This is a genomic window from Kitasatospora sp. NPDC085879 (genome assembly GCF_040686255.1).
Lineage (GTDB): Bacteria > Actinomycetota > Actinomycetes > Streptomycetales > Streptomycetaceae > Kitasatospora.
In genome coordinates, this window is sequence record NZ_JBFBJZ010000056.1 from 1 (window position 1) to 23,706 (window position 23,706).

25 protein-coding genes are annotated in these 23,706 nt (G+C 73.4%); 13 read left to right on the forward strand and 12 right to left on the reverse strand.

Going from position 1 to position 23,706, the window contains the following annotated elements; translation table 11 throughout:
* Positions 1–171: 171 nt before the first annotated feature.
* Both AB0P35_RS31475 and AB0P35_RS31480 read right to left on the reverse strand, forming a co-directional pair.
* Positions 172–708, reverse strand: coding sequence for an alkyl hydroperoxide reductase (locus AB0P35_RS31475; RefSeq protein WP_095873364.1), 537 nt, complete (start codon positions 706–708; stop codon positions 172–174).
* Between the two features lie 3 nt (positions 709–711).
* The gene (locus tag AB0P35_RS31480; RefSeq protein ID WP_363517634.1) at positions 712–1,263 is read right to left on the reverse strand and encodes a peroxiredoxin; all 552 of its coding nucleotides are present in this window, start codon (positions 1,261–1,263) and stop codon (positions 712–714) included.
* A 140-nt stretch (positions 1,264–1,403) separates the two neighbouring features.
* Between AB0P35_RS31480 and AB0P35_RS31485 the strand changes: the two genes are divergently transcribed.
* The 3 genes from AB0P35_RS31485 (at position 1,404) to AB0P35_RS31495 (ending at position 4,161) form a co-directional block, all read left to right on the forward strand.
* The gene (locus tag AB0P35_RS31485; protein ID WP_095873362.1) at positions 1,404–2,360 is read left to right on the forward strand and encodes a LysR substrate-binding domain-containing protein; all 957 of its coding nucleotides are present in this window, start codon (positions 1,404–1,406) and stop codon (positions 2,358–2,360) included.
* Between the two features lie 80 nt (positions 2,361–2,440).
* A complete protein-coding gene (locus AB0P35_RS31490; RefSeq protein ID WP_363517636.1) occupies positions 2,441–3,424 on the forward strand; it encodes an AAA family ATPase in 984 nt (327 codons plus the stop codon).
* A complete protein-coding gene (locus AB0P35_RS31495) occupies positions 3,421–4,161 on the forward strand; it encodes an HNH endonuclease (protein ID WP_363517639.1) in 741 nt (246 codons plus the stop codon). The genes AB0P35_RS31490 and AB0P35_RS31495 overlap by 4 nt, the downstream gene beginning before the upstream one ends.
* 7 nt (positions 4,162–4,168) lie before the next feature.
* Here the strand turns inward: AB0P35_RS31495 and AB0P35_RS31500 are convergent, their stop codons facing one another.
* From AB0P35_RS31500 to AB0P35_RS31510, 3 genes are all read right to left on the reverse strand, one after another.
* On the reverse strand, positions 4,169–5,944 hold the full coding sequence (locus AB0P35_RS31500) for an ATP-binding SpoIIE family protein phosphatase (protein WP_363517641.1): 1,776 nt from the start codon (positions 5,942–5,944) through the stop codon (positions 4,169–4,171).
* A gap of 46 nt (positions 5,945–5,990) precedes the next feature.
* Entirely contained in the window at positions 5,991–6,713 is a 723-nt protein-coding gene (locus AB0P35_RS31505; protein ID WP_363517643.1) for a class I SAM-dependent methyltransferase, read from the reverse strand.
* A 418-nt stretch (positions 6,714–7,131) separates the two neighbouring features.
* Entirely contained in the window at positions 7,132–10,107 is a 2,976-nt protein-coding gene (locus AB0P35_RS31510) for a BTAD domain-containing putative transcriptional regulator (protein WP_363517645.1), read from the reverse strand.
* A 213-nt stretch (positions 10,108–10,320) separates the two neighbouring features.
* Here AB0P35_RS31510 and AB0P35_RS31515 point away from each other — a divergent pair, with 213 nt between their 5' ends.
* Positions 10,321–10,533, forward strand: coding sequence for a hypothetical protein (locus tag AB0P35_RS31515; RefSeq protein WP_095873357.1), 213 nt, complete (start codon positions 10,321–10,323; stop codon positions 10,531–10,533).
* 61 nt (positions 10,534–10,594) lie between these two features.
* On the opposite strand, the gene AB0P35_RS31520 is transcribed toward AB0P35_RS31515, so the two are convergent.
* Entirely contained in the window at positions 10,595–12,259 is a 1,665-nt protein-coding gene (locus tag AB0P35_RS31520) for a fumarate hydratase (protein ID WP_363517647.1), read from the reverse strand.
* A 208-nt stretch (positions 12,260–12,467) separates the two neighbouring features.
* On the opposite strand from AB0P35_RS31520, the gene AB0P35_RS31525 reads away from it, so the two are divergent.
* Positions 12,468–13,154: a DUF1707 domain-containing protein gene (locus tag AB0P35_RS31525; RefSeq protein WP_095873355.1), complete on the forward strand. Its 687-nt coding sequence runs from the start codon at positions 12,468–12,470 to the stop codon at positions 13,152–13,154.
* Between the two features lie 259 nt (positions 13,155–13,413).
* The gene (locus AB0P35_RS31530; protein ID WP_363517649.1) at positions 13,414–13,800 is read left to right on the forward strand and encodes a WhiB family transcriptional regulator; all 387 of its coding nucleotides are present in this window, start codon (positions 13,414–13,416) and stop codon (positions 13,798–13,800) included.
* A 55-nt stretch (positions 13,801–13,855) separates the two neighbouring features.
* On the opposite strand, the gene glpX is transcribed toward AB0P35_RS31530, so the two are convergent.
* Positions 13,856–14,896, reverse strand: a complete 1,041-nt coding sequence (gene glpX / locus AB0P35_RS31535) for a class II fructose-bisphosphatase (RefSeq protein WP_095873353.1) — start codon at positions 14,894–14,896, stop codon at positions 13,856–13,858.
* Between the two features lie 216 nt (positions 14,897–15,112).
* On the opposite strand from glpX, the gene AB0P35_RS31540 reads away from it, so the two are divergent.
* Positions 15,113–15,634, forward strand: coding sequence for a DUF4245 domain-containing protein (locus AB0P35_RS31540; protein WP_363517652.1), 522 nt, complete (start codon positions 15,113–15,115; stop codon positions 15,632–15,634).
* 69 nt (positions 15,635–15,703) lie between these two features.
* On the opposite strand, the gene AB0P35_RS31545 is transcribed toward AB0P35_RS31540, so the two are convergent.
* Positions 15,704–16,297, reverse strand: a complete 594-nt coding sequence (locus AB0P35_RS31545) for a malonic semialdehyde reductase (protein WP_363517655.1) — start codon at positions 16,295–16,297, stop codon at positions 15,704–15,706.
* A 176-nt stretch (positions 16,298–16,473) separates the two neighbouring features.
* Positions 16,474–16,752, reverse strand: a complete 279-nt coding sequence (locus AB0P35_RS31550; protein WP_363517658.1) for an exodeoxyribonuclease VII small subunit — start codon at positions 16,750–16,752, stop codon at positions 16,474–16,476.
* 73 nt (positions 16,753–16,825) lie between these two features.
* Between AB0P35_RS31550 and AB0P35_RS31555 the strand changes: the two genes are divergently transcribed.
* The gene (locus tag AB0P35_RS31555) at positions 16,826–17,359 is read left to right on the forward strand and encodes a GNAT family N-acetyltransferase (protein WP_363517660.1); all 534 of its coding nucleotides are present in this window, start codon (positions 16,826–16,828) and stop codon (positions 17,357–17,359) included.
* Here AB0P35_RS31555 and AB0P35_RS31560 read toward each other — a convergent pair.
* A complete protein-coding gene (locus AB0P35_RS31560; RefSeq protein ID WP_363517662.1) occupies positions 17,346–17,990 on the reverse strand; it encodes a sigma-70 family RNA polymerase sigma factor in 645 nt (214 codons plus the stop codon). The genes AB0P35_RS31555 and AB0P35_RS31560 overlap by 14 nt on opposite strands.
* A gap of 186 nt (positions 17,991–18,176) precedes the next feature.
* On the opposite strand from AB0P35_RS31560, the gene AB0P35_RS31565 reads away from it, so the two are divergent.
* Both AB0P35_RS31565 and AB0P35_RS31570 read left to right on the forward strand, forming a co-directional pair.
* Positions 18,177–18,656 (forward strand): helix-turn-helix transcriptional regulator, encoded by a 480-nt coding sequence (locus tag AB0P35_RS31565; RefSeq protein ID WP_363517664.1) that lies wholly within the window; start codon positions 18,177–18,179, stop codon positions 18,654–18,656.
* An 8-nt stretch (positions 18,657–18,664) separates the two neighbouring features.
* The gene (locus tag AB0P35_RS31570) at positions 18,665–19,261 is read left to right on the forward strand and encodes a hypothetical protein (RefSeq protein ID WP_363517666.1); all 597 of its coding nucleotides are present in this window, start codon (positions 18,665–18,667) and stop codon (positions 19,259–19,261) included.
* 21 nt (positions 19,262–19,282) lie between these two features.
* On the opposite strand, the gene xseA is transcribed toward AB0P35_RS31570, so the two are convergent.
* Positions 19,283–20,494, reverse strand: coding sequence for an exodeoxyribonuclease VII large subunit (gene xseA / locus AB0P35_RS31575; RefSeq protein WP_363517668.1), 1,212 nt, complete (start codon positions 20,492–20,494; stop codon positions 19,283–19,285).
* Positions 20,495–20,607: 113 nt separating this feature from the next.
* Here xseA and AB0P35_RS31580 point away from each other — a divergent pair, with 113 nt between their 5' ends.
* Positions 20,608–21,582, forward strand: coding sequence for a 4-hydroxy-3-methylbut-2-enyl diphosphate reductase (locus AB0P35_RS31580; RefSeq protein ID WP_363517670.1), 975 nt, complete (start codon positions 20,608–20,610; stop codon positions 21,580–21,582).
* Between the two features lie 200 nt (positions 21,583–21,782).
* Positions 21,783–22,526 (forward strand): polyphosphate--glucose phosphotransferase, encoded by a 744-nt coding sequence (gene ppgK / locus AB0P35_RS31585; protein WP_363517671.1) that lies wholly within the window; start codon positions 21,783–21,785, stop codon positions 22,524–22,526.
* Positions 22,527–22,596: 70 nt separating this feature from the next.
* Here ppgK and AB0P35_RS31590 read toward each other — a convergent pair whose 3' ends face one another.
* Positions 22,597–23,163, reverse strand: a complete 567-nt coding sequence (locus tag AB0P35_RS31590) for a DUF6542 domain-containing protein (RefSeq protein WP_363517672.1) — start codon at positions 23,161–23,163, stop codon at positions 22,597–22,599.
* Positions 23,164–23,292: 129 nt separating this feature from the next.
* On the opposite strand from AB0P35_RS31590, the gene AB0P35_RS31595 reads away from it, so the two are divergent.
* Positions 23,293–23,673 (forward strand): glyoxalase, encoded by a 381-nt coding sequence (locus tag AB0P35_RS31595; RefSeq protein ID WP_363517673.1) that lies wholly within the window; start codon positions 23,293–23,295, stop codon positions 23,671–23,673.
* Positions 23,674–23,706 lie beyond the last annotated feature (33 nt).

Genomic DNA, 23,706 nt, shown 5'->3' on the forward strand with positions numbered 1-23,706 from the left:
CGATCTTCCTGCTGCACAACTTCATCGCGCAGCTGCCGCGGGACGTGATGGAGGCGGCGGTGGTCGACGGGGCCACCCACTTCAAGATCTATCGGTCACCAGGGAATATTTAGGGCTCCCGGTTCTCGCCGGGAGGTGACCCCACGCACCCCTCGTGGTGTGCCTAGTGCCTCAGATCGAGGCGATGGCGGCCTCGGAGTCGAGGGTCGCGGCGACCGCCTGGATCACCGAGGCGATCTTGATCGACGCCTGGACGACCTCGCGCTCCACGCCGGCCTTCTTCAGCACGGCCTCGTGCGAGTCCAGGCACTGGCCGCAGCCGTTGATCGCGGAGACCGCGAAGCACCACAGCTCGAAGTCGGCCTTCTCGACGCCCGGGGTGCCGATGATGTTCATCCGCAGGCCCGCCCGCATGCTGCCGTACTCCTTGTCGGAGAGCAGGTGCAGCGTCCGGTAGTAGACGTTGTTCATACCCATGACGGCGGCGGCGCCCTTGGCGGCGTTGTACGCCTCCGGCTTGAGGTTCGCCTTCGCCTCGGGCTCCAGCTCGCGCAGCACGGCGGCGGACCGGGTGGCCATCGCGCAGGCCAGCACGGTGCCCCAGAGCTGCTGCTCGGGCAGGTCCGAGTTGCCGATGACCGCGCTCAGGTTGAGCTTGAGGTCCTTGGCGTAGTCCGGCAGGGCGGCCTTGAGGTCGTCGAGGGCCATGGGTCAGCCCGCCAGCAGGGCCTGGGCGTCGAGAGTGTCCTCGCCCTTGGTCCAGTTGCACGGGCACAGCTCGTCGGTCTGCAGGGCGTCCAGCACCCGCAGGACCTCCTTGGGGTTACGGCCGACGGAGCCGGCGGTCACCATGACGAACTGGATCTCGTTGTTCGGGTCGACGATGAAGACCGCGCGCTGGGCGGTGCCGTCGGCGGCCTCGACGCCGCAGGCGCGCATCAGGTCGTGCTTGACGTCGGCCAGCATCGGGAACGGCAGGTCGCGGAGGTCCTTGTGGTCCTTGCGCCAGGCGTGGTGGACGTACTCGGAGTCACCGGAGACGCCGAGGATCTGCGCGTCGCGGTCGGCGAACTCCTCGTTCAGCTTGCCGAACGCGGCGATCTCGGTGGGGCAGACGAAGGTGAAGTCCATCGGCCAGAAGAAGACGATCTTCCACTTGCCCTCGTAGGTCTTGTGGTTGATCTCGGCGAAGGCGTTCGCGGCGTCGAGGTCGACACAGGCGTTGAGGTCGAACTCGGGGAACTTGTCACCGATCGTGAGCACGTTCGCTACTCCTGGATTGGGATATGAGGGAAAGTGCCCGAATTGCCTATGGTTCGACGTATTCGGACGTCATCCACCCTCGCACACCAAGGACTGATCGGGGAAATAGCTAGACTCGTCGTATCTGATCGGAGAGAGCTATCAGTACTGCCCCGCACCACAGCAAGGCCCGCACCCCGAGCGTCGCCCAGCTCCGCGCCTTCGTCGCCGTCGCCGAGCACCGGCACTTCCGCGAGGCCGCCGCGGCCAGCGGCACCAGCCAGCCCGCACTGTCCGGCGCCGTCGCCGCGCTGGAGGAGACCCTCGGCGCCCAGCTCGTCGAGCGTACGACCCGCCGCGTCATCATCACCCCGCTGGGCGAGCGCGTCGCCGAGCACGCGCGCCGCGTCCTCGGCTCCCTGCACTCCCTCACCGAGGCGGTCGAGGCCGCCCGCCGGCCGTTCACCGGACCGCTGCACCTCGGCGTGATCCCCACCGTCGCGCCGTACCTGCTGCCCGCCGTGCTGCGGCTGGTCCGCGACAGCTACCCCGAGCTGGAACTGCACGTCCACGAGGAGCGCACCCCCTTGCTGCTGGAGGGGCTCGCCGCCGGACGGCTCGACGTCCTGCTGCTCGCGCTGCCCGCCGGCGGCGCCGCACCCACCCGGGACATTCCGCTCTTCGACGAGGACTTCGTCCTGGTCACCCCGCCCGGGCACGAACTCGCCGGCCGCACCGGCGTCCCGCGGGACGTCCTGCTCGACCTCGACGTGCTGCTGCTCGAAGAGGGCCACTGCCTGCGCGACCAGGCCCTCGACATCTGCCGCGAGGTCGGCGCCGACGCGGCCGCCGGCACCACCCGGATCGCCGGGCTCTCCACCCTCGTCCAGCTGGTCGCCGGCGGGCTCGGCACCACCCTGCTGCCGGCCACCGCCCTCGACGTGGAGGCCGGCCGCTCCGACCGGCTCGCCGCCGCCCGCTTCGCCGCCCCCGCCCCCGGCCGCCGGATCGGCCTCGCCACCCGCCCCGGCTCCGCCCGCAGCGCGGAGTACGACCGCTTCGCCGCCGCCCTGAAGGACGTCCTGCGCGACCTGCCCGTCCGCATCGTCGACCAGTAGTCCCGGCCACCGGTCCCGGTATCGCCGCGCGGCCCGCTGGGCATACCTCCCTCGAAGATCCGATCGAAGGGGGTGGGCGCGTGTACGTCTCGCGGATCAAGGTGACCGGCCTCGGGTGTTTCGACGGCCCCAGGGCGGCCGACCTCACCGTCGACCCCGGCCCCGGCTGGACGGTCCTCGCCGGGCCGAACGGCTCCGGCAAGACCACCCTGCTGCAGGCCCTCGCCCGCACCCTCGGCGCCCCCGACAGCCCGCCCCCGGCAGGCGGCGCCCCCGGCACCGTCGACCTGCCCGGCCTCGCCCACTGGAGCAGCACCGGCGGGGCCGAGCGGCAGGCCCGCACCCGTGCCCACCACCTCGGCGCCGACCGCACCCCGCCCGCCGCCCTCACCCCGGCCGCCGCCGCCCTGCTCGACGAAGGCCCGCTCCCCGACGGCTGGCGGGTCACCGACCCGGCCCGCGCCCTGGTCGCCCCGCCGGACGGCCCCGCCCGGCCGCTCACCGCACTCGGCAGCGGCACCGCCGCCCTCGCCGCGATCGTCTGCGCCCTCGCCGGCGACGCCCGCACCGAACCCGCCGACGGCGCCACCACCGTGCCCCGCCCCGGCATCGCCCTCATCGACGACATCGACCTGCACCTCCACCCCGTGCGGCAGCAGCAGATCGGCGGCTGGCTCACCACCCGCTTCCCCCAGATGCAGTTCCTGGTCGCCACCCACAGCCCGTACGTCTGCCAGGCCGCCGACCCCGGCACCCTCGTCCGCCTCGCCGCCCCCGGCGAACCGGCGGCACCCCGCGTCCTCGACGAGGACCTGCACCAGCGCGTCCTCTACGGCAGCGGCGACGACACCGCGCTCTCCGAACTCTTCGGCCTGCCCAGCGCCTACTCCGCCACCGCCGAGGCCGAACGCCGCCTGCTGATCCGGCTGGAGCGCAAGCTCTACACCGGCCGCGCCACCAGCGCCGAACTCGACGCCTACCGCCGCCTCGGCGCCAAACTCAACAGCTCCCTCGGCGCCCGCGCGGACGAACTCGCCGCCCGGCTGCTGGGCGACCAGCCGTGATCCCGCTGCAGCGGCCGCCGCTCGGCCCCGCCCTCGCCGCCGAACTCGCCCGCCGCACCGCCGCCATCCGCACCGCCGGGCCGACCACCGCGGCCGGCCGCGCCGCCTGGCGCACCGCCCGCCAGCCCAAGGCCCAACTGCGCGTCATGCTCCGCCGGATGGCACCCGGCCTGGAGCGCTGCATGTACTGCGGGGACAACCTCGGCACCGACATCGACCACTTCGAACCGATCGCCCGCGACCCGCTGCGCACCTTCGACTGGCAGAACCACCTGCTCGCCTGCGCCCACTGCAACAGCAACCAGAAACGCGACCGCTTCCCCTGCGACCCCGTCACCGGCGAGCACCTGCTGGTCGATCCGGCCCGCGAGGACCCGGCCGAACACCTGGTGCTCTACCTGGAGTCCGGCGCCTACGACCCGCTCACCGTCAAGGGCGAGGCCACCATCGACGTCTTCGGCCTCAACGCCCGCGCCGAACTGGTCCGCGGCCGCCGGATGATGTTCACCGTGGTCAAGTCGCTGCTCGCCGCCTGGCGCGCGGCCGGCGCCGCCGGCCGCACCGCCGACCAGCGCGAGTACCTGGACTCGCTGCGGCTGCTGCACCACGCCGACGTGCTGCGCACCGTCCTCGCACTGCGCCGCACCCCACCCCTGGCCGAGGCCGTCCTCGGCCCCGACCTCGCCGCCGCCCTCCACGAACTCGTCGCGGCGGAGCCGGAGTTCGGCACGACCTAGGCCCGCTCTAGACACCCGCGGGGACGGCCCGGCAGCGGGTCGGCAGGCGTTGCTCGAACCAGACGATCTTGCCGGCGCCGAGCCGGGTGGCGCCCCAGTCGTCCGCGCACCGGGCGACTATCTGCAGGCCGCGGCCGTGCTCGTCGTCCGGCCCGGCCCGGCGGGCCCGCGGCAGAGCCGGGCTGTCGTCGCCGACCTCGCAGCGCAGCCGGGAGGTCCGCACCAGGCGGAGCGTCACCGGGCGGGTGGCGTGCCGGATCGCGTTGGTGACCAGCTCGCTGACCATCAGCTCGGTGGTCTCGGACAGCTCCTCCAGCCCCCAGCGGCGCAGCGCGTGGGCGGCGAGGCGGCGGGCCCGGCCGGGCGTCTCGTGCCGGGGCTGCAGGTACCAGTAGGAGACGTCCTCGGCCGGGATGCCGTCGAAGGCGGCGGCGAGCAGCGCGATGTCGTCGGCGCGCTCGCCGGGCGGCAGCACCCGCAGCGCCTCCTGGCAGACGTGTTCGGGGGAGTGCCGGTGGGCGGAGGCAAGCCGGGCGCGCAGCTGCTCCAGGCCGGTCGCCAGCGAGCGGCGCCGGCTCTCGACCAGGCCGTCGGTGAACAGCAGCAGGGCCGAACCCGGCGGCGCCGGCAGCTCGGTGGAGGTGAAGTCGACGCCGCCGACGCCGATCGGGGCGCCCGGCGGCAGGTCGAGCAGTTCGGCGGTGCCGTCCGGGCGGATCAGCACCGGCGGCACGTGGCCGGCGTTGGACAGCACCACGCGGTTGGCGATCGGGTCGTAGACCGCGTACACGCAGGTGGCCAGGTGCTGTTCGGCGCCGAGGTGCTGGGCCTGCTCGTCCAGGTGGTAGAGGACCTCGTGCGGCGGCAGGTCGAGGCCGGCCAGGGTCTGCGCGCTGGTGCGCAGCTGGCCCATCACGGCGGCCGAGGTCAGCGAGTGGCCCATCACGTCGCCGACGATCAGCGCGACCCGGTTGCCGGGGAGTTCCACCGAGTCGTACCAGTCGCCGCCGACCTGGGCGCCGCGCTCGCCGGGCAGGTAGCGGTGGGCGAGCCGCACCCCGTGCGGCTGCGGCAGGTGCGCGGGCAGCATCCGGCGCTGCAGTTCGCGGGCGGTCTCGAACTCGCGGGCGTAGCGCAGCGCGGTGTCCACGGCGAGGCCGGCCTGGGTGGCCAGGTGGCGGGCCATCGCGGTGTCGGCGGGCTCGAAGCGGGCCGGACCGGCCTTGCCCGGGCGGCGGATCAGCAGCAGCAGGCCGAGCACCGCCTTGCGCCCGCGCAGCGGCAGGAGCAGCAGCGCGGTGCCCGCGGCGAGCCGGCCGAGGGTGCGGGCGCCGTACAGCTCGGTGAGCAGCGGGCGCAGCCCGTCCGCGGACGGGGTGCCGAGCACCGCCGGCCCGTACGGGGCAGGGCCCGCCAGCATCCGGGCCAGCGGGCCGTCGGGGGCGGGCCGGCAGAGCCGGGAGCGGCGGCCCAGCCGGGTGCCGTGGCCGTGGTGCAGGCGCATTGCCGTGGGCGGCCCCGGGTCCCGTTCCACCGTGCCCAGCGGGTCGCGCAGGTGCACCACGGCGGCGTCGGCCAGCGCCGGGACGAGCGAGCGGCCCAGGTCGCGCAGCGTGGTGCGGAGGTCGAGCGAGCCGTGGATCCGCCGGGTCGCCGCGTCCAGGTACCCGAGCCGCTCGGCGAGGCCGGGCCGGTCGTCCCGGCGTGGTGCGGAGCGCTGGGCGCCCACCAGTGGCACGGCGGCGGTCGGCCGCCCTGCCTGGGGCGAGGAGTGGTCGCGCACGGGCTGCCCGTTCTTGAGATGTCGAGGGTGGTCGGGCCTGCTGGTCTCAGGTGGTGCGCCGACAGCGCAGGAAGAGCTGTTCCTCCGGCGGCAGCGCGGTCGACGCGGGGGCGTACGGGTGGCCGACGCAGGCCTCGACCTCGAACCCGGCCGCGGCCAGCGTCTGGGTCAGCTCCTCGCGCAGGTAGCCGCTGATCCGCAGCTCACGGCCGAGGAACGGCAGCGGCGCGTCGTCGAGGTCGGCCTCGACCATGCCGAGCGCCAGCAGCCCGCCCGGGCGCAGCAGGGTGCGGATGCGGCCCAGCACCGTGGCGATCTCCGCGCGTGGCAGCAGCACCAGCGAGAAGAACACGGTGGCCGCGGCGAAGGTGCCGGCCGCGTCCGGGCCGAGCCCCGGCACGCCCCAGGCCGCGGCGGCCCGCGGGGTCGCCAGGTCGAACATGTCCATCCGGTGCAGCTCGGCCTCCGGGACGGCGCGGCGGGCGGCCGCCAGCATTCCGTCCGAGAGGTCGATGCCGGTCACCCGCAGCCCGCCGTCGGCGAGTTGCCGGGCGGTCGGCTCGCCGGTGCCGCAGCCCACGTCCAGCACCCGTGCGCCGGCCGCGAGTTCGTTCAGCAGCCAGTCGCCGCAGGCGGTCTGGCCGGTGCGGTCCCGGAAGACCTCGTCGTAGCGCGGGCCGATCGCGTCGAAGGCGACCGCCTGCAGGGCCCGTTCGGAGCGGCGCCGGTGGTCGGCGTGCGCTGGGTCCGAGATCTGTCCGGTTGTCACGCCCTGGGCACCTCTCCACCTGGCTCCCCGGCGGGTCGGGCCCGCCACAGCGTCCGCCCCCGCGTCGGTTTGTCGATGTGTCTGCTGGCCTTCGAGGATAAGCGTGATCACTGTGCCGTGGGGCCCCTTTCCGGCCAACTCGCCGCAGTCGGGCGCAGTTGGCCGGGTTTCGGACGAAACGGGCCGGGGCCGCGGGGGCAGACCGGAGCGGAGCGGGGTGGTGCACTTGACGCCGCACGCCGGAAACCCACTCCGACCTGCGAAAACGCCGTCAACGCAGGCGTTTATCGAACGTCAATCGGCGCCTGCCAGAGTGGTCTCAGCGCCGGGGAAGCGTCAAAGCGTTCCCGCAGCCGGGGGGCTGCGGGAACGCCGGCGCTCCCAAGGGGGAGGGCCGCCCGTCGGGGGGACGGACGGCCTACGGCGCGGGGGGAGAGAAGGGCTCGGTGTGCTCCTGCACCGCGATGAGGTCCCGAACGGGAAGGGCCTCGGGCACACCGAGCCGGTCGAAGATCGAGTGCGCCTCCTGGAGGCAGGCCAGCCCGCGCGCGGGCTGCCCCAACTCCAGGAGCGCCTCGCCCAGTGCCGCGTTCGCCAGGCCCTGGCAGTAGGCGGCGTCGACCTCCTGCGCGATGAACAGCGACTCCCCGGCCGCCGCGGCGGCCTCCGCGTACCGCGCCTCGCCGACCAGACAGGCCGCCAGCCGGGCCAGTGAGTAGCCCTCCCAGAAGCGGTACTGCTGCGACTGGTACAGCTGGTGCGCCTCCCGCAGCTGCTCCGCCGCCTCGGCCGTCGAACCGGTCGCCCGCAGCACCACGCCCAGTTGGTACAGCGTGTCGGCCAGGCACGGGGTGTTGCCCGAGGCCCGGGCGGCCGCCACGGCCTGCCGGGCGGACTCGACCGCCTCCTGGTGCCGGTCCAGCCCTACGTACGCCCGCGCCATGTTCGCCAGCAGCCGGGCCTCGCCGATCGATGCACCCAGCACGCGGCTGATCCCGAGCGCCTGCTCGTAGAACGGCAGAGCCTCGGCCGGGCGGCCGGCCTGGATCAGGACGATGGCCAGCTCGTTCGCAGCCGAACTGCGCAGCTGTGTCGCATCGTCCGCGGGCAGGAGGGCAAGGCTCTGCCGAAGCGAGCCCTCGGCCTCCGCGAGTTCGCCGGCCATCTGGTGCAGATGCCCGACTGCGTACCGGACCCGGGCCAGGGTGGCGGTGTCGTCGTGGCGCTGCGCGTTGTCGGCGGCAGCCAGGAGGGCGGCCCGGATCCGCGGGCCGAGGGTCGGGTCCTCGACCAGTGCCCGCAGAATGAGCACCAGGTCGAGTGCCGGGTGCAGCAGTTCCATCGGCTCCCGGACCACGGCCTCGACACTGCCGAGCAGCAGGGCCACCTCGGACCTGATCCAGGCGCGCGCCGTCTCGCTGTCGCTCAGCCGAAGGCCCGCCGAGGCCGGCTCGTGGAGCAGCTCCGCGAGCACGTCGTCGGGTTCGATGACATGCGCCGCGTTCTGCATCGTCGCCAGCAGCAGGTCGAGCAGCCGCAGCCTGGCGGCCCGCTGCTCGTCGGCGTCGCCGAGCTTCTGGTTCTGCCGCTGCGCGAACAGCCGGAGCAGGTCGTGGTAGCGGTACCGGCCGGGCGTGAAGCACTCCAGCATGTTGGCCTCGACCAGCGCCTCGGCCAGGTCCTCGGCCTCCTGCTCGCCCGTGCCGAGCAGCGCGGCGACGGCGGGCAGCGGAAGGTCGGGAGAGTCCACGACGGACAGCAGACGGAACGCCCGCGCCTCCGCCGGGAGCAGCTGCGCGTAGCCGAGGCCGATGGTGGTCTCCACCGCGAGGTTGCCGAGCTGGAGTTCCTGAAGGCGGTTGCGTTGGTCGGCTAACCGACGGGCCAGGTCGGAGACGCTCCAGCGCGGGCGGCTGGCCAGCCGGGCGGCGGCGATCCGCACTGCGAGGGGCAGGAAGCCGCAGGCCGTCACCACGGCCAGTGCCGCATCGGGCTCGGCGGCCACCCGCTCGATGCCGACGATGGCCGAGAACAGGGCCAGCGCCTCGTCCGGGGTCAGCTCCTCGATGTCCACCAGGTGCGCGCCGGGGATCTCGGCCAGCCGCGAGCGGCTGGTCACCATGACCGCGTTGCCCGAGACACCGGGGATCAGCGGCATCAACTGCCGGGCATCCCTGGCGTTGTCCAGCAGGATGAGCATCCGCTTGTCGGCGAGCACCGAGCGGTAGAGCGCGGCGCGCTGGTCGAGCGAGTCCGGGGCGTCGGCCGTGCCGAGCGCGTGCAGGAAGTCGCCCAGCACCACGGCCGGATCCGCCGGCGTCGCACCCGCCCCGCGGAGGTCCACGTAGAGCTGGCCGTCCGGGAAGTCCGGGCGCAGGCCGTGGGCGACGTGCACGGCCAGCGTGGTCTTGCCGACGCCGCCGATACCGGCGAGCGAGGTGACCACCACGGCCTGGCCCGATCCGCCGCGCAGCACGTCCCGCAGCTCGTTGACCAGTTTGCTGCGGCCGCTGAAGTCCGATACGTCGGCGGGCAGTTGAGCCGGCGGTACGAAGGTCTGCAGCTCCTCGGCCTCGGGCCGCGCGGAGGCCGCCACGGACGGCACCAGGGCGGGGTCGCCGGCCAGGATCCGGCCGTGCATGGCGGCGAGCCCGCTGCCGGGCTCCACGCCGAGCTCCTCGATGAGCAGCTTGCGGGTGTCGGCGTACACGCCCAGCGACTCGGCCTGCCGGCCGCAGCGGTACAACGCCAGCATGAGCAGCTCGCGCAGTCGCTCGCGCAGCGGGTGCGCCGCGGCGAGCGTGCTCAGTTCGGAGACCACCTCGGCATGCAGGCCGACCTCCAGGGCGACGGCGCAGCGCTCCTCGGCCACGGCGATCTGCCGTTCGGAGAGCCGGGCCCGTTGCGTCTCCGCGTACGGTCCGGGCACGCCGGGCAGCGGTCTGCCGCGCCAGAGGGCGAGCGCCGCCAGCAGCGCCTCGTGGGAGGTGCGGAAGTCGCCCTCGGCCCGGGCTCCGGCGGCCTCGGCCACCCGGCGCTCGAACGAGCCGAGGTCGAGGGATTCGTCCGGGATCCGCAGCGCGTAGCCGTCACTGACCGAGACCAGGATCTCGGCCGGCTTGCGCACCTCCCGGTTGGGCTCGATGACCGACCGCAGACGGGAGACGTACGTGCGCAGAGCCGCCACGGCCTGCGGCGGGGTACGGTCGCCCCAGATGCCGTCCACCAGGTCGTCGGTGGTGACCGGCCGTCCCTGGTTGAGCAGCAGCGCGGCGAGCACCGCCTGCTGCTGCGGCGAGCCGAGCGCCAGCTGCTCCTCGCCGCGCCAGGCCTGGACAGGGCCGAGCACCTGGAAGCGCAGCGCGTCGGCCGTGGCCGTCCCGTGAAGCTCCATGTCCTCCCCCGAAGGCGTATGTCGGTGGTTCCCTGCCGCATCTCCCGCCCGATCGGCGGGGCGTCAGCTTATGAGGAAGCGCGCAAACATCCGTGAACCATCCGCAGGACGGGACGTTTATAAGACATTTAACGACCCCTACGATACTGGGCTGGCGCCCAGGACGATCCGGTCGGGGCGCTGAGATCTGATGACCAGAAAGGCGGCGCACCCATGGCCGACGAGACCACCACCACGACCGAGCCGGTCGCCGAGGCCGCCCCCGCCGAGCACACCGCCGCCCCGGTGGACCCGAACGCCATCCAGCACGTGCTGGACGTCCTCGCCGAGGAGCCCGAGCCGAAGGCCGACGAGCAGGCGCCGGAGGGCGACCCGAAGTCCGACGAGATCTACGAGCCGATGGGCTCGATCGGCAACTGCCCCTGAGCGGAAGCACGCCAAGCGCGCGCCCCGGTCCCTGCGGACCGGGGCGCGCGCCGTTGTACGCCTACTCCGCGGAGCGGACCCGCAGGCTGGTGATCAGCGGGCCGTCCGTGACCTCGGCGAAGAAGTCGTTGCCCTTGTCGTCGACGACGATGAACGCCGGGAAGTCCTCGACCTCGATGCGCCAGACGGCCTCCATGCCGAGCTCGGGGTACTCCAGCACCTCGACCTTCTTGATGCAGTCCTGCGCGAGCCGCGCGGCCGGGCCGCCGATCGAGCCGAGGTAGAAGCCGCCGTGCTCGGCGCAGGCCTTGGTGACCTGCTTGGAGCGGTTGCCCTTGGCGAGCATGACCATGGAGCCGCCGGCGGCCTGGAACTGGTCGACGTAGGAGTCCATCCGGCCGGCGGTGGTCGGGCCGAAGGAGCCGGAGGCGTAGCCCTCGGGGGTCTTGGCCGGGCCGGCGTAGTACACCGGGTGGTCCTTCATGTACTGGGGCATGCCCTCGCCGCGGTCGAGGCGCTCCTTGATCTTGGCGTGGGCGATGTCGCGGGCGACGACCAGCGTGCCGCTGAGCGACAGGCGGGTCTTCACCGGGTACTTGGCCAGCTGGGCCCGGATGTCGGCCATCGGCTGGTTGAGGTCGACCCGGACGACCTCGTCGTCGAGGTGCTCGTCGGTGGTGTCCGGCAGGTACTTCGCCGGGTCCGTCTCCAGCTGCTCCAGGAAGACGCCCTCGGCGGTGATCTTGCCGAGCGCCTGGCGGTCGGCGGAGCAGGAGACGGCCATCGCGACCGGCAGCGAGGCGCCGTGGCGCGGCAGCCGGATCACGCGGACGTCGTGGCAGAAGTACTTGCCGCCGAACTGCGCGCCGATGCCGATCTTCTGGGTGAGCTCGAAGACCTTCTGCTCCAGCTCCAGGTCGCGGAAGCCGTGCCCGGTCTTCGCGTCGCCGGAGGTCGGCAGGTTGTCGAGGTAGTGCGCGGAGGCGTACTTGGCGGTCTTGAGCGCGAACTCGGCGCTGGTGCCGCCGACCACGATCGCCAGGTGGTACGGCGGGCAGGCTGCGGTGCCCAGCGAGCGGATCTTCTGCTCCAGGAAGGAGAGCATCGACGACTCGTTGAGGATCGCCTTGGTCTCCTGGTACAGGTACGACTTGTTGGCGGAGCCGCCGCCCTTGGCCATGAAGAGGAACTTGTAGGCGTCGCCGTCGGTGGCGTACAGCTCGATCTGGGCCGGCAGGTTGTTGCCGGTGTTCCTCTCGTCCCACATGGTGACCGGCGCCATCTGCGAGTAGCGCAGGTTCAGCTCGGTGTACGCGTCGTACACGCCGCGGGCGATCGCGGCCTCGTCCTGGCCGGCGGTGAGCACGTTCTGGCCGCGCTTGCCCATGACGATCGCGGTGCCGGTGTCCTGGCACATCGGGAGGATGCCGCCGGCCGAGATGTTGACGTTCTTCAGCAGATCGAGCGCGACGAAGCGGTCGTTCGGGCTGGCCTCCGGGTCGTCCAGGATGCGGCGCAGCTGGGCGAGGTGGGCCGGGCGCAGGTAGTGCGAGATGTCGTGCATCGCCTCGGCGGTGAGCAGCCGCAGCGCCTCCGGCTCGACCTTGAGGAAGGTGCGGCCGTCGGCCTCGAAGGTGGAGACGCCCTCGGAGGTGAGCTTCCGGTACGGCGTGGGGTCGGCACCGGTCGGGAGGAGGTCGCGGTACTCGAATTCCGGGGTGGCCATGGGGGGAGATCCTTAAGCGGGTCGGCTGCGTCTGCGAAGCACCCTCCAATGTAGGTGCAGGCGGCGCGGGGGCGGAGCGCAGGTGAGCCTGCGTGACGGGGCTCACGCCTTTCTCGGCCGAACTCTCGTTCGGCAGGGTCCCGGTGGCTAGGCTTTGCGGGTGGACACTTCGCCGTCGCCGGACGACCAGGGGCAGCAGCCCGTACCCATGACCAAGCAGGAGCCGGCCCCCGTCCCGCAGGCGCAGCCCGCGGTCGCCGCGCCGGTCGCCGAGGCGGACCTCCGGTGCTCGGACGCGGACCGCGAGCGGGTCGCCGACCTGCTGCGCGACGCGTACGCCGAGGGCCGGCTGACGGTGGAGGAGCACTCGGAGCGGATCGAGGCCGCGTACGCCGCGAAGACCTTCGGGGACCTCGTTCCGCTGACCCGGGACCTGCCGGCCGCGACCGGCGCCCCGCTGTCGATGGAGAAGCCGCCGCTGCAGCCGAAGCGCGCGCCGCTGCCGCCCGCCCGCCACGAGGCGCCGACCATGGTGGCGGTGTTCGGCGGCGCCGAGCGCAAGGGCCGCTGGCGGGTGGGCCCGCACCTGAAGGCCGTGGCGGTCTTCGGCGGGGTGGAGATCGACCTCACGGACGCGGTCTTCGAGTCGCCGGAGGTGGTCATCGAGGTGACTGCGATCTTCGGCGGGGTGGACATCAAGGTGCCGGAGAACGTCAGCCTGCACGGCGGCGGCGTGGGCATCTTCGGCGGCTTCTCGGTGCGCGAGCAGACCGCGGCCGACCCGTACGCGCCGGTGGTGCGGGTGAAGGGCGCGGCGGTGTTCGGCGGCTGCGAGGCGAAGCCGCGCCGTGGCAAGAAGCTGCGGGAGTGGGCGCGCAAGCAGCTCGACCTCTGACCCGGCGGCCCGGCGGCCCTGGCGCGGCCCGGCGGTCCGGGCCAACTCAGTTGGGGGCACTCGCCGTTGCGTCCAGTGCAGGGAGTAGTCGGTTGCGTGCGGTGTGCATGAATCGGAGGGCGAGGGGGTAGTTCCCCACGCACATCGGTTCTTGTTACGGCTGTGATCCCGTAGGGCGGCGGCGCCGCGACGGGTGGGCACGGGGCAGTCGGGCAGGGACGAGCTTCCCCGAGTCTCGAAAACCGCGTCAGGAGTTGCCGTGCTGCATCCCATCGAGTCCAGCGTCACCGGCTCCGCCGCCGTCCGCCGCAGTCCGGTGGCGGCGGCGGCCCCTGTGGACCCGCTGGAGGACAACCCGTGGCACACCGGGGCGGCCTGCCGTCGCGACGAGGCCGGGCTGTTCTTCGCGCCGTCCAAGGAGCCGACGGCGGCCAGGCTCGCGCGTGAGGAGCAGGCCAAGCAGGTCTGTGCCCGGTGCCCCGTGCTGTTGGAGTGCCGCGAGCACGCGCTGGCGATGCCCGAGCCGTACGGGGTGTGGGGCGGTCTGACGGCCGCCGAGCGGCGGGTGGTGCTGGCCCGGCGGCGCCGCCGCGAGGCCGAGCTGCGCGAGGCGCGCCGGGTGCCGTCGGGCCGGATAGCCGGCTGACGCGCGACGGCGGCCCCGGGCGGTGTGCCCGGGGCCGCCGTCGCGACGGACCGCGTCAGTTGGCGCGGTCGAAGTCGATCGCGCTGTAGGCCCGCAGCTTGGACAGCCGGTGGGTGGAGTCGATGCGCCGGATCGTGCCGCTCTTGGAGCGCATCACCAGCGAGCTGGTGGTGGCGGTCTCCTGGCGGTAGTGGACGCCGCGCAGCAGCTCGCCGTCGGTGATGCCGGTGGCGACGAAGAAGACGTTCTCGCCGGAGACGAGGTCGTCGGTGCTGAGGACACGGTCGAGGTCGTGGCCGGCGTCCAGCGCCTTCTGCCGCTCCGCCTCGTCCTTCGGCCACAGTCGGCCCTGGATGACGCCGCCCATGCACTTCATCGCGCAGGCCGCGATGATGCCCTCGGGGGTGCCGCCGACGCCCATCAGCAGGTCGACGCCGGTGCCCTCGCGGGCGGCCATGATGGCGCCGGCCACGTCGCCGTCGGAGATGAACTTGATCCGGGCGCCGGCCTCGCGGATCTCCTTGACCAGGCCGTCGTGGCGGGGGCGGTCCAGCACGACGACGGTGACGTCCTCGACGGCGATGCCCTTGGCCTTGGCGACCCGGCGGATGTTGACGGCCGCCGGGGCGGTGATGTCGACGAAGTCGGCGGCCTCCGGGCCGCAGACCAGCTTGTCCATGTAGAAGACGGCGCTGGGGTCGAACATGGTGCCGCGGTCGGCGACCGCGAGGACGGCGACCGCGTTGTGCATGCCCTTGGCGGTCAGCGTGGTGCCGTCGACCGGATCCACGGCGACGTCGCACTCGGCGCCGGTGCCGTCGCCGACCCGCTCGCCGTTGTACAGCATCGGGGCCTCGTCCTTCTCGCCCTCGCCGATGACGACGACGCCGTTCATCGAGACGGTGGAGACGAGGGTGCGCATGGCCTTCACGGCGGCGCCGTCGGCACCGTTCTTGTCGCCGCGGCCGACCCAGCGGCCGGCCGCCATCGCGGCGGCCTCGGTGACACGGACGAGTTCCAGGGCGAGGTTGCGGTCCGGGGCCTCCGGGGCGACCTCGAGCGAGCTGGGGAGGTGGTGCGGGTACTGCGTGGTCATCGTCGTTACCTCTCTGTACGCGACGGCCAGTGAGCGCCCGACTACTGCCAGGTCGGAACGCCGTGGTGAGGGTTGCTGCGATCGTATCCGGCGCCCAGGCGGGTGTCTGTGGCGCACCCGGCGCGACCAGCCGGTCTGCGCCGGTTCGTCCGGCTTCACCCGTTGGCGGGGTACCCGGTGGTCGGGAGCCGGAGGGGGATGGTCCACCATGGACGGGTGGCAGGCAGCAGCAGCAAGAGAGGCCGGCAGACGGTACGGGACATGGTCCTGTCGATGCTGGCGGTCGGTGTCGTGGGCTTCTCCGGGTACCTCTTCATCCCGCACGAGGGCGGCGACGGCGTGCACGTCGTCGACTACCGGTCCGCGCTGGCCTCGGCCAAGCGCGCCGCGCCCTACCCGCTGCTGGGCCCGCAGGGACTCTCCGGCCAGTGGCGGGCGACCTCGGTCGAGTACCGCAAGGACGGCCGGGGCAACGCGGTCTGGCACCTGGGCTTCGTGACCCCGTCCGGCCAGTACGCCGCGGTCGAGCAGTCCAACGGCACTCGCGACGACGTGATCGGCGCCGTGGTGCCGGGCGGCAAGCCGGACGGCAGCGCCTCGGTGGCCGGCCAGGACTGGCAGCGCTTCCAGGGCACCTCGTACCGCGGCCTGGCCTCCGCGGCCGGCACCGCCACCACGGTGGTCACCGGCTCCGCCTCGTACGAGGAGCTGGCGCAGCTGGCCGGCGCGCTGAAGTAGCGCCCGGCCCCGGACACGACGGAGGCCCCCGCGGTGGAACCGCGGGGGCCTCCGGCATGCCGGACCGGATCAGACGGTGGTGACGACCTCGTCGTACTCCAGGCGCGGGGCGCGCGGGAACCAGGCGTCCTCGCCAGGCTTGCCGATGTTGACCACGGCCAGCACCGAGTGGTCGCCGTCCGCGAAGAACTCCTTGTTCAGGCCCGCAGCGTCGAAGCCGGTCATCGGGCCGGCGGCCAGGCCGGCGGCGCGCACGCCGATGATGAAGTAGGCGGCCTGCAGGGCGCCGTTCAGCGTGGCCGAGGCCTCGCGGACGGGGCGCTCGGAGAAGAACATGTCCTTCGCCTGCGGGAAGTGCGGCAGCTGGGTCGGCAGCTCCTCGTGGAACTCGTTGTCCTGGGCGAGGATGGCGACCAGCGGGGCGGTGGCGGTCTTGGCGCGGTTGCCCTCGGCCATGTGCTGGAGCAGGCGCTCGCGGCCCTCGTCGGTGCGGACCAGCACGATGCGCAGCGGCTGCTGGTTGAAGGCGGTGGGGCCGAACTTGACGAGGTCGTAGATCGCCCGGACCTGCTCGTCGCTGACCGGCTCGTCGGCGAAGGTGTTGGCGGTACGGGCCTCGCGGAAGAGCAGGTCCTGTGCGGCGGCGTCGAGTGCCAGAGTCATTGCGGAATCCACCTCGTGCGGAAGACGGGAAAGCGGTCGGGACGGCCGGGAGGACCGTTCATCCGGCTCCAACGTTAGGTGAAACTTAAACTATTCCGCAACCGTGCGTGAGCCACGTCACAGCTCCTCGGTGCGGCACCCGTCACCCCGGGCCCCGGCCCGGCCGGCGCCCCGGGTCATTCGCCGGCGGCGGACTCCTCGGAGGCCAGCGCCGCGTCCAGCCGGGCCCGCGCGCCGTCCAACCAGCGCTGGCAGACCTTGGCCAACTGCTCGCCGCGCTCCCACAGCGCCAGCGACTCCTCCAGCGAGGTGCCGCCGGTCTCCAGCTGCCGGACGACCTCCAGCAGCGCGTCCCTGGCCTGCTCGTACCCGAGCGCCTCGTCGTCGCCGGCCGCGCCCCGGACCGCCTGCCCCGCGCCCGCCGTCGCCGGGCCGCCCTGCTGCTGATCTGCCATGCCGCCAGCGTAGGCGCTGCGGACGACAAAACCCGGTGTGCCCCGGGGCCCGGTCCGGTTAGCGTCCCGGGCCATGACGACGAACCGGCTGATCGCTGTGCGCGAGGCCGTGGTGGAGGACGCCCCCGAACTCGTCCGGCTGCGCGCGCTGATGTTCGCGGCGATGGCCGCCCGGCCCGGCGGCGGCCCCGAGGAGCCCGGCGACCCCGGCCCCGACGGGCCGTGGCGGCGGACCGCCAAGCGGCTGCTCCGCGAGCGCCTCGCCGCCCCGGCCGACCGGCGCACCCTGCAGGCCTACGTGGTGGACGACCCGGAGTGCGCGGGCCGGCTGGCGGCCTGCGCGGTCGGCACCCTGGAGGAGCGGCTGCCGGCGCCCGGCCACCCGGACGGGCGGTTCGGCTTCGTCTTCAACATCTGCACCGACCCCGGCCGGCGCCGCCGCGGCTACGCCCGGGCCTGCACCGAGGCGCTCATCGGCTGGTTCGACGCGCGCCGGGTGACCCGGATCGACCTGCACGCCACCGACGACGGCGAGGAGCTCTACCGGAGCCTCGGCTTCGGCGAGCACGCCCGGCCGCTCTCCCGGCAGCGCCTCATCGTGGACTGAGCGGCCGGCGGGCGGACACCGGGCGGCGTTCGCCGGACGTGCAGCGGTCCGCCGCGGCGCAGCGCTCCGCGGCCGCCGTCGCGAGGGTGCGGCGCAGGCTGCTGCGGGCCCGGTAGGTGAGGGTCTTCACGGCGCCCACCCGGATGCCGATCGCGTCCGCCACCTCCCGCGAACTGAGGTCGTCCCAGTAGCGCAGGGTGAGCGCCGTCCGCTGGTGCTCGGTCAATGTGGCGAGGGCGGCGAAAACGCGCTCCGCCTCGACGAGGGACAGGACGAGGTCCTCGACGCAGATTCCCGCGTCGGAATCCGCGACCGCGGCCACCGTCGACTCGCTGCGGGTGGCCCGCCGTTTGTCGTGGTCGAACATGATGTTCCGGGCGATGGTGAATATCCACGCGCCCATGTCCTTGCCCGTCCAGCGGTAGCCGTCAATGCACGCCATTGCGCGGACGAACGTGTCCTGGGTCAGGTCCTCGGCGAGTGCGCGATTCCCGGTGCGCCGCGTCAGGAAGGCCAGCACCGGCCCCCGATAACGGCGGTACAACTCCGCCCAGGCGTCCCGGTCGCCGGCCTTGGCGGCCTCGATCAGGTGCGGTGTTCCACGCGGCGTTCCACGCAGCGTCCCATCCATACCGGACCTCCCGGAGAGCAGGTGTCGCAACGATACGAGGGGGCATGCATGCGTGCAAGCGTTTCCGAAATTCCGTCAGTTCATCGCGTCGCAGCCCCGATTTGGCAAGACCTGACTGATCGTCACTGGATTGCACGCATGCAAGTCGATGCATCTGGGACATGACACGCGCTAACCTTGCGCGCCATGCAGCCGACAGAGGACACCGCCGCGGAGACCACTCCCGCCCAACGATTCGGTGCCGTCGTCCACGAGGCCGCCCGGCGTGCGGGATACGACCTCACCCCCGGCGCCGGAGGCCGGCTCGCCCTGGCGCGGGACACCGGTATGAGCGCCTCCGCGGTCGGACGCATGCTGCGCGGGGAGACCCTTCCCCGCCCCTCCCAATTCCAGAGAATCGCGCAGGTCGTCCACCTCGACCTGCACGAGCTGCTGGTGCGCGGCGGAGTGATTTCCGAGGAATCCGCAAACGATCTCTCCCAGGGAGTACGCTCACCCATCACCCCTGAGGGAGCGTTGGACGCCTGGGGTGTCACCCACCCCATGATCCGGAAATTCCTTCTCGCCTCCATCGCCCAGGCGATCAGCCTGCAGCAGGAAAGCGAGCGCGGTTCTTTTCCGCCGGACGAGAACCGCGGGGGAGGGGCAGTGCACATGCAGAGGTGAGGCCAGAAATGCCGAGATTCTCTCCGGTGGCGGCCGACGCGCTCAGAGCAGTGGGCGCGGTCGGCGGAACAGCCCTGATCGTCGCCGGCACCTACGACACCCGCTGGATCCCGTTCCTCGGCTGCCTGGCCGTGGCAGCCCTCTTCACCACCGAGTTCGCGCTCGCCAGGACCAGGCGCTTCCTGCGCGAGACCGAGGCCAGAACGGCCCGCCAGGCCGAGCTCGTCGCCGCCCGCGCGGCCGCCCAGGCCCTGCCGCCCGCCGCGCCGCCCGAGATACCGCCACCCGCCGTGCGGCCGCCGGCCGTCCGGCCGCCCGCGGCGCCGACGATCGCGCAGACGGTCGCGCCGACCGTCGCCGGACCGCCGTTCGCCGACGGCCGGCAGCTGGGCGCCGACGCCCTGCTGCGCCTGCTGGAGGCCGTCCACCGCGAACTGCGGCACGCCCACGAGGCGGCCGACCGGGCCCAGGCCGAACTCGCCGACCTCAGCCGGGAGTGGAACGCCCTGGTGCAGGAGAGCATGAGCCCGCCGCCGCACGCGCGGCCGCCCTACCTGACACCCCCGCACCTGAGGCCCCCGCAGGTCCGCGCCCCGGCCGAGTGAGGCCGGCGCCCACCCGGGCACTCACTCCGGCGCGACCGTCACCCCGAAGCCGCCGCCCGCCACCCGGGCGTGCAGCTCCTCGCCGGCCGACACCTGCTCCGGGTCCGTCACCACCGCCCCGTCCGCCCGCTGCAGCACCGCGTAGCCGCGCTGCAGGGTCGCCAGCGGGGAGAGCGACACCACCCGGGCGAGCGCATGCCCGAGGTCCGTCTGCGCGTGGTCCAGCCGGTGCCCCAGCACCCGCCGCGACCGCTCCACCAGCGCCGTCACCTCCGCCGCCCGGTCCGCCACCAGGCGGTGCGGCGCCGCCAGCACCGGACGGCTGCGCACCCCCTCCAGCCCGTGCAGCTCCCGCTCGACCCGGCCCACCACGGACCGCCGGGCACGGTCGCGCAGCTGGCGCACCCGGGCGAGCTCCTCGCCGACGTCCGGCACCACCCGCTTCGCCGCGTCGGTCGGCGTCGACGCCCGGAAGTCGGCCACCCAGTCCAGCAGCGGCTGGTCCGGCTCGTGCCCGATCGCGCTGACCACCGGCGTCCGGGCCGCCGCCACCGTGCGCACCAGGTCCTCGGAGGAGAACGGCAGCAGGTCCTCCACGCTGCCGCCGCCACGGGCCACCACGATGACGTCCACGTCCGGGTGCTCGTCCAGCTCCCGCACGGCCGCCGCGACCTGCGCCGCCGCGCTCGGGCCCTGCACCAGCACGTTGCGCACCTCGAACCGGACGGCCGGCCAGCGCCGCCGGGCGTTCTCCAGCACGTCCCGCTCGGCCGCCGAGCCGCGGCCCGTCACCAGGCCCACGCACTGCGGCAGGAACGGCAGCGGCCGCTTGCGCTCCGGGTCGAACAGCCCCTCCGCGCCCAGCTTCCGCTTCAGCTGCTCCAGCCGGGCCAGCAGCTCGCCCAGGCCCACCAGCCGGATCTCCGAGGCCCGTAGCGAGAGCGTGCCGCGGGCGGTGTACCACTCCGGCCTGGCGTGGACGATGATCCGCGAGCCCTCCTGCACGGCCTCGGCCACCTGTTCGAAGACCGAACGGAAGCAGGTCACGGTGAGCGACACGTCCCGCTCGGCGTCGCGCAGCGTCAGGAACACCATTCCCGCGCCCGGCCGCCGGTTCAGCTGCGCGATCTGCCCCTCCACCCAGACCTCGCCCAGCCGGTCGATCCAACCGCCGATCATCGCCGACACCTTGCCGACCGGGACGGGCGCCTCGGGGGAGCTGCTGTTCGCCATGCCCACGAGGCTAGCGCCGCACGGTGACGTCGCGGCCCGTCCCTTCCGCCCGGTGGCGCGCCTCGGGCCCCTGCGCGTCGGGCGCGGCGGCGGGGCGCCCGTACGATGGAGCCATGTCCACCACTGCACAGCGCCGCGTCCTGCTCGCCGCCCCCCGGGGCTACTGCGCGGGTGTCGACCGCGCCGTCATCGCCGTGGAGAAGGCCCTGGAGCAGTACGGGGCCCCGATCTACGTCCGCAAGCAGATCGTCCACAACAAGTACGTCGTGCAGACCCTCGAGAAGAAGGGCGCCATCTTCGTCGATGAGACGGAGGAGGTGCCCGAGGGCTCGATCGTGGTCTTCTCGGCGCACGGCGTCGCGCCGTCCGTCCACGACGAGGCCAAGGCCGGCAAGCTCGCCACGATCGACGCCACCTGCCCCCTGGTGACCAAGGTGCACAAGGAGGCCGTGCGCTTCGCCGAGGAGGACTACGACATCCTGCTCGTCGGCCACGAGGGCCACGAGGAGGTCATCGGCACCATGGGCGAGGCCCCGGACCGCATCCACCTGGTGGACGGCGCCGAGGACGTCGCGGGCGTGCAGGTCCGCGACGAGTCCAAGGTCGTCTGGCTCTCCCAGACCACCCTCTCGGTGGACGAGACCATGGCCACCGTCGGCGAGCTGCAGAAGCGCTTCCCGCTGCTGGTCAGCCCGCCCAGCGACGACATCTGCTACGCGACGCAGAACCGCCAGGTCGCGGTGAAGCAGCTCGCGCCCGAGGCCGACCTGCTGATCGTGGTCGGCTCCAAGAACTCCTCCAACTCCGTCCGCCTGGTCGAGGTCGGCCTGGAGTACGGCGCCAAGGCCGCGCACCTGGTCGACTTCGCCGAGGAGATCGACGAGGCCTGGCTGGAGGGCGTCACCACCGTCGGCCTGACCAGCGGTGCCTCGGTGCCCGAGATCCTCGTCGACGGCGTCCTGGAATTCCTCGCCGCGCGCGGCTACGCCGACGTCGAGACCGTCAAGACCGCCGAGGAGCACCTGCAGTTCTCGCTGCCCAAGGAGCTCCGCCGCGACCTGCGCTCCGAGGCCGCCGGCAAGCTCTGACCGACCCCGCCGAGCCCGGGCCCCGCACACCGCGGGCGCCCGGGCTTCGTGCTGCCCGCCACCGGGTACCAGAGCGGACGGCACGGCGGGCGGGGCAGACCCCGCGCCCGTAGGTTGGTGCGCAGGCCGTGGTTGTGCACAGGCTGTGGACAACCCCGGGCCGCGCTCGGAAACGGTACGCACACAGGAGGCACGGCGGGATGACGACGGTATTCGGCGTGGACATCGGCGGCTCGGGGATCAAGGGCGCACCGGTCGACCTGGCGGACGGCCGCCTCGCCGAGGAGCGGTTCAAGGTCCTCACCCCGCGGCCGTCCTCGCCGAACGCGGTGGTCGAGGCGGTCGTCGAGGTCGTCCGGCACTTCGGCCACCAGGGCCCGGTCGGCCTCACCTTCCCCGGCGTGGTGGTCGCCGGCCGCACCCGCACCGCCGCCAACGTCGACAAGGACTGGATCGGCATGGACGCCGAGGGGCTCTTCCGCGAGGCCCTCGACCTGCCCGCCACCGTCCTCAACGACGCCGACGCCGCCGGCGTCGCCGAGGTCACCCACGGTGCCGGCCGCGGCCGGGGCGGTACCGTCCTGCTGCTCACCTTCGGCACCGGCATCGGCAGCGCGCTCTTCGTGGACGGCACCCTCGTCCCCAACACCGAGCTCGGCCACCTGGAGATGCGCGGCAAGGACGCCGAGCGGCGCGCCTCCTCGGCCGCCCGGGAGCGCCACGGGCTGAGCTGGGCCGAGTGGGCCCCGCGCGTCGACGAGTACCTGGACCTGGTCGAGATGCTCTTCTCGCCGCAACTGGTGATCATCGGCGGCGGGGTCAGCCGCAAGCACGACAAGTTCCTGCCGCTGCTCAGGGACCGCGACGCCGAGATCGTCCCCGCCGAGCTGCGCAACGACGCCGGTATCGTCGGCGCCGCGATGGCAGCCGCCAAGGCCGGCTAGCGCCCGTCCCGTTCGGTCCGCGCCGGCCCGGTCCGGTCCGGCCCGGCCCGGTCCGGTTCGGGCCGGACGGCTAGCGGGTGCGGCGGATCCGGCGCTGTGCCACGAACCGGGCCGCCACGATCGTGGCCGCCAGGCCCGTCCCGGTGAAGAGCCAGCCCGCGCGCACCGCCAGGCCGCTCGCCAGAGCCACCACCCGTCCGGCCGCCCCGGACGGGGCCGCGGGCTGCAGCAGCGCCAGCGCCAGCGCGAACGCGATCGGCCCGGCGATCGGCGCCGCCGGCAGGTCCGGGTAGCGCACCCGGACGGCCAGCTGGAAGCAGACCAGCAGGTAGCCCAGGCCGAACAGCACGCCCAGGCCGCCGAAGAGCATCCGGTCCACCCAGGCGACCAGCAAGGTCCCGGCGACCGCGGCGACACCGGTGCCCACCGCCGTCAGCCGGGCCGGACGACCTGTCCGGCCCGGGCCGCGGCCCGCCCACGGCAGACGCGGGCGGCGCACCGGCGCGCCGCCGGAGGCCGACCGCAACCGGGAGTCGGCGGGCGCGGCGGGGCTCGGAACGGCGGCCCGGTCGGTACCGACGGCCGACGGCCGCCGCCGGGGCCCGGGGGGCTGGGTACGGATGCTCTGCTGCTCCACTCACCCAACGTACGGTCAGATCATCGCCACAGTGTGTAATGCAGGAATTCCCGCCCGGGCGTGTCCGCGCCAGAGTAGCGTCGCCCGTGATCGAACACGGTTCGCATTCGGACGCAGGGGGCGGGGGTCATGGCGGAATTCGGCTTCGAGCGGCTGCACCACGTGCAGCTGGACATGCCGGCCGGGGCGGAGCCGGCCTGCCGGGCGTTCTGGGCCGGGGTGCTCGGCATGGCCGAGATCGAGAAGCCGCCGGTGCTGGCGGCGCGCGGCGGCTGCTGGTTCCGCGGCGGGGGCGTGGAGGTGCACCTCGGCGTGGTCCCCGAATTCACACCCTCCGCCAGGGCGCACCCGGGCATCCTGGTGGACGGCCTGGACGCCCTCGCCGCCCGGCTCGCGGAGCACGGCCACCCCGTCCGGTGGGACGGCGACTTCCCCGGGTACCGCCGCTTCCACAGCGTCGACGTGCTCGGCAACCGGCTGGAGTTCCTGGAGCCCGACCGGACGGCCTGAGCGCGCCCCGTAGACTGGGGGATCGGTCGCCTC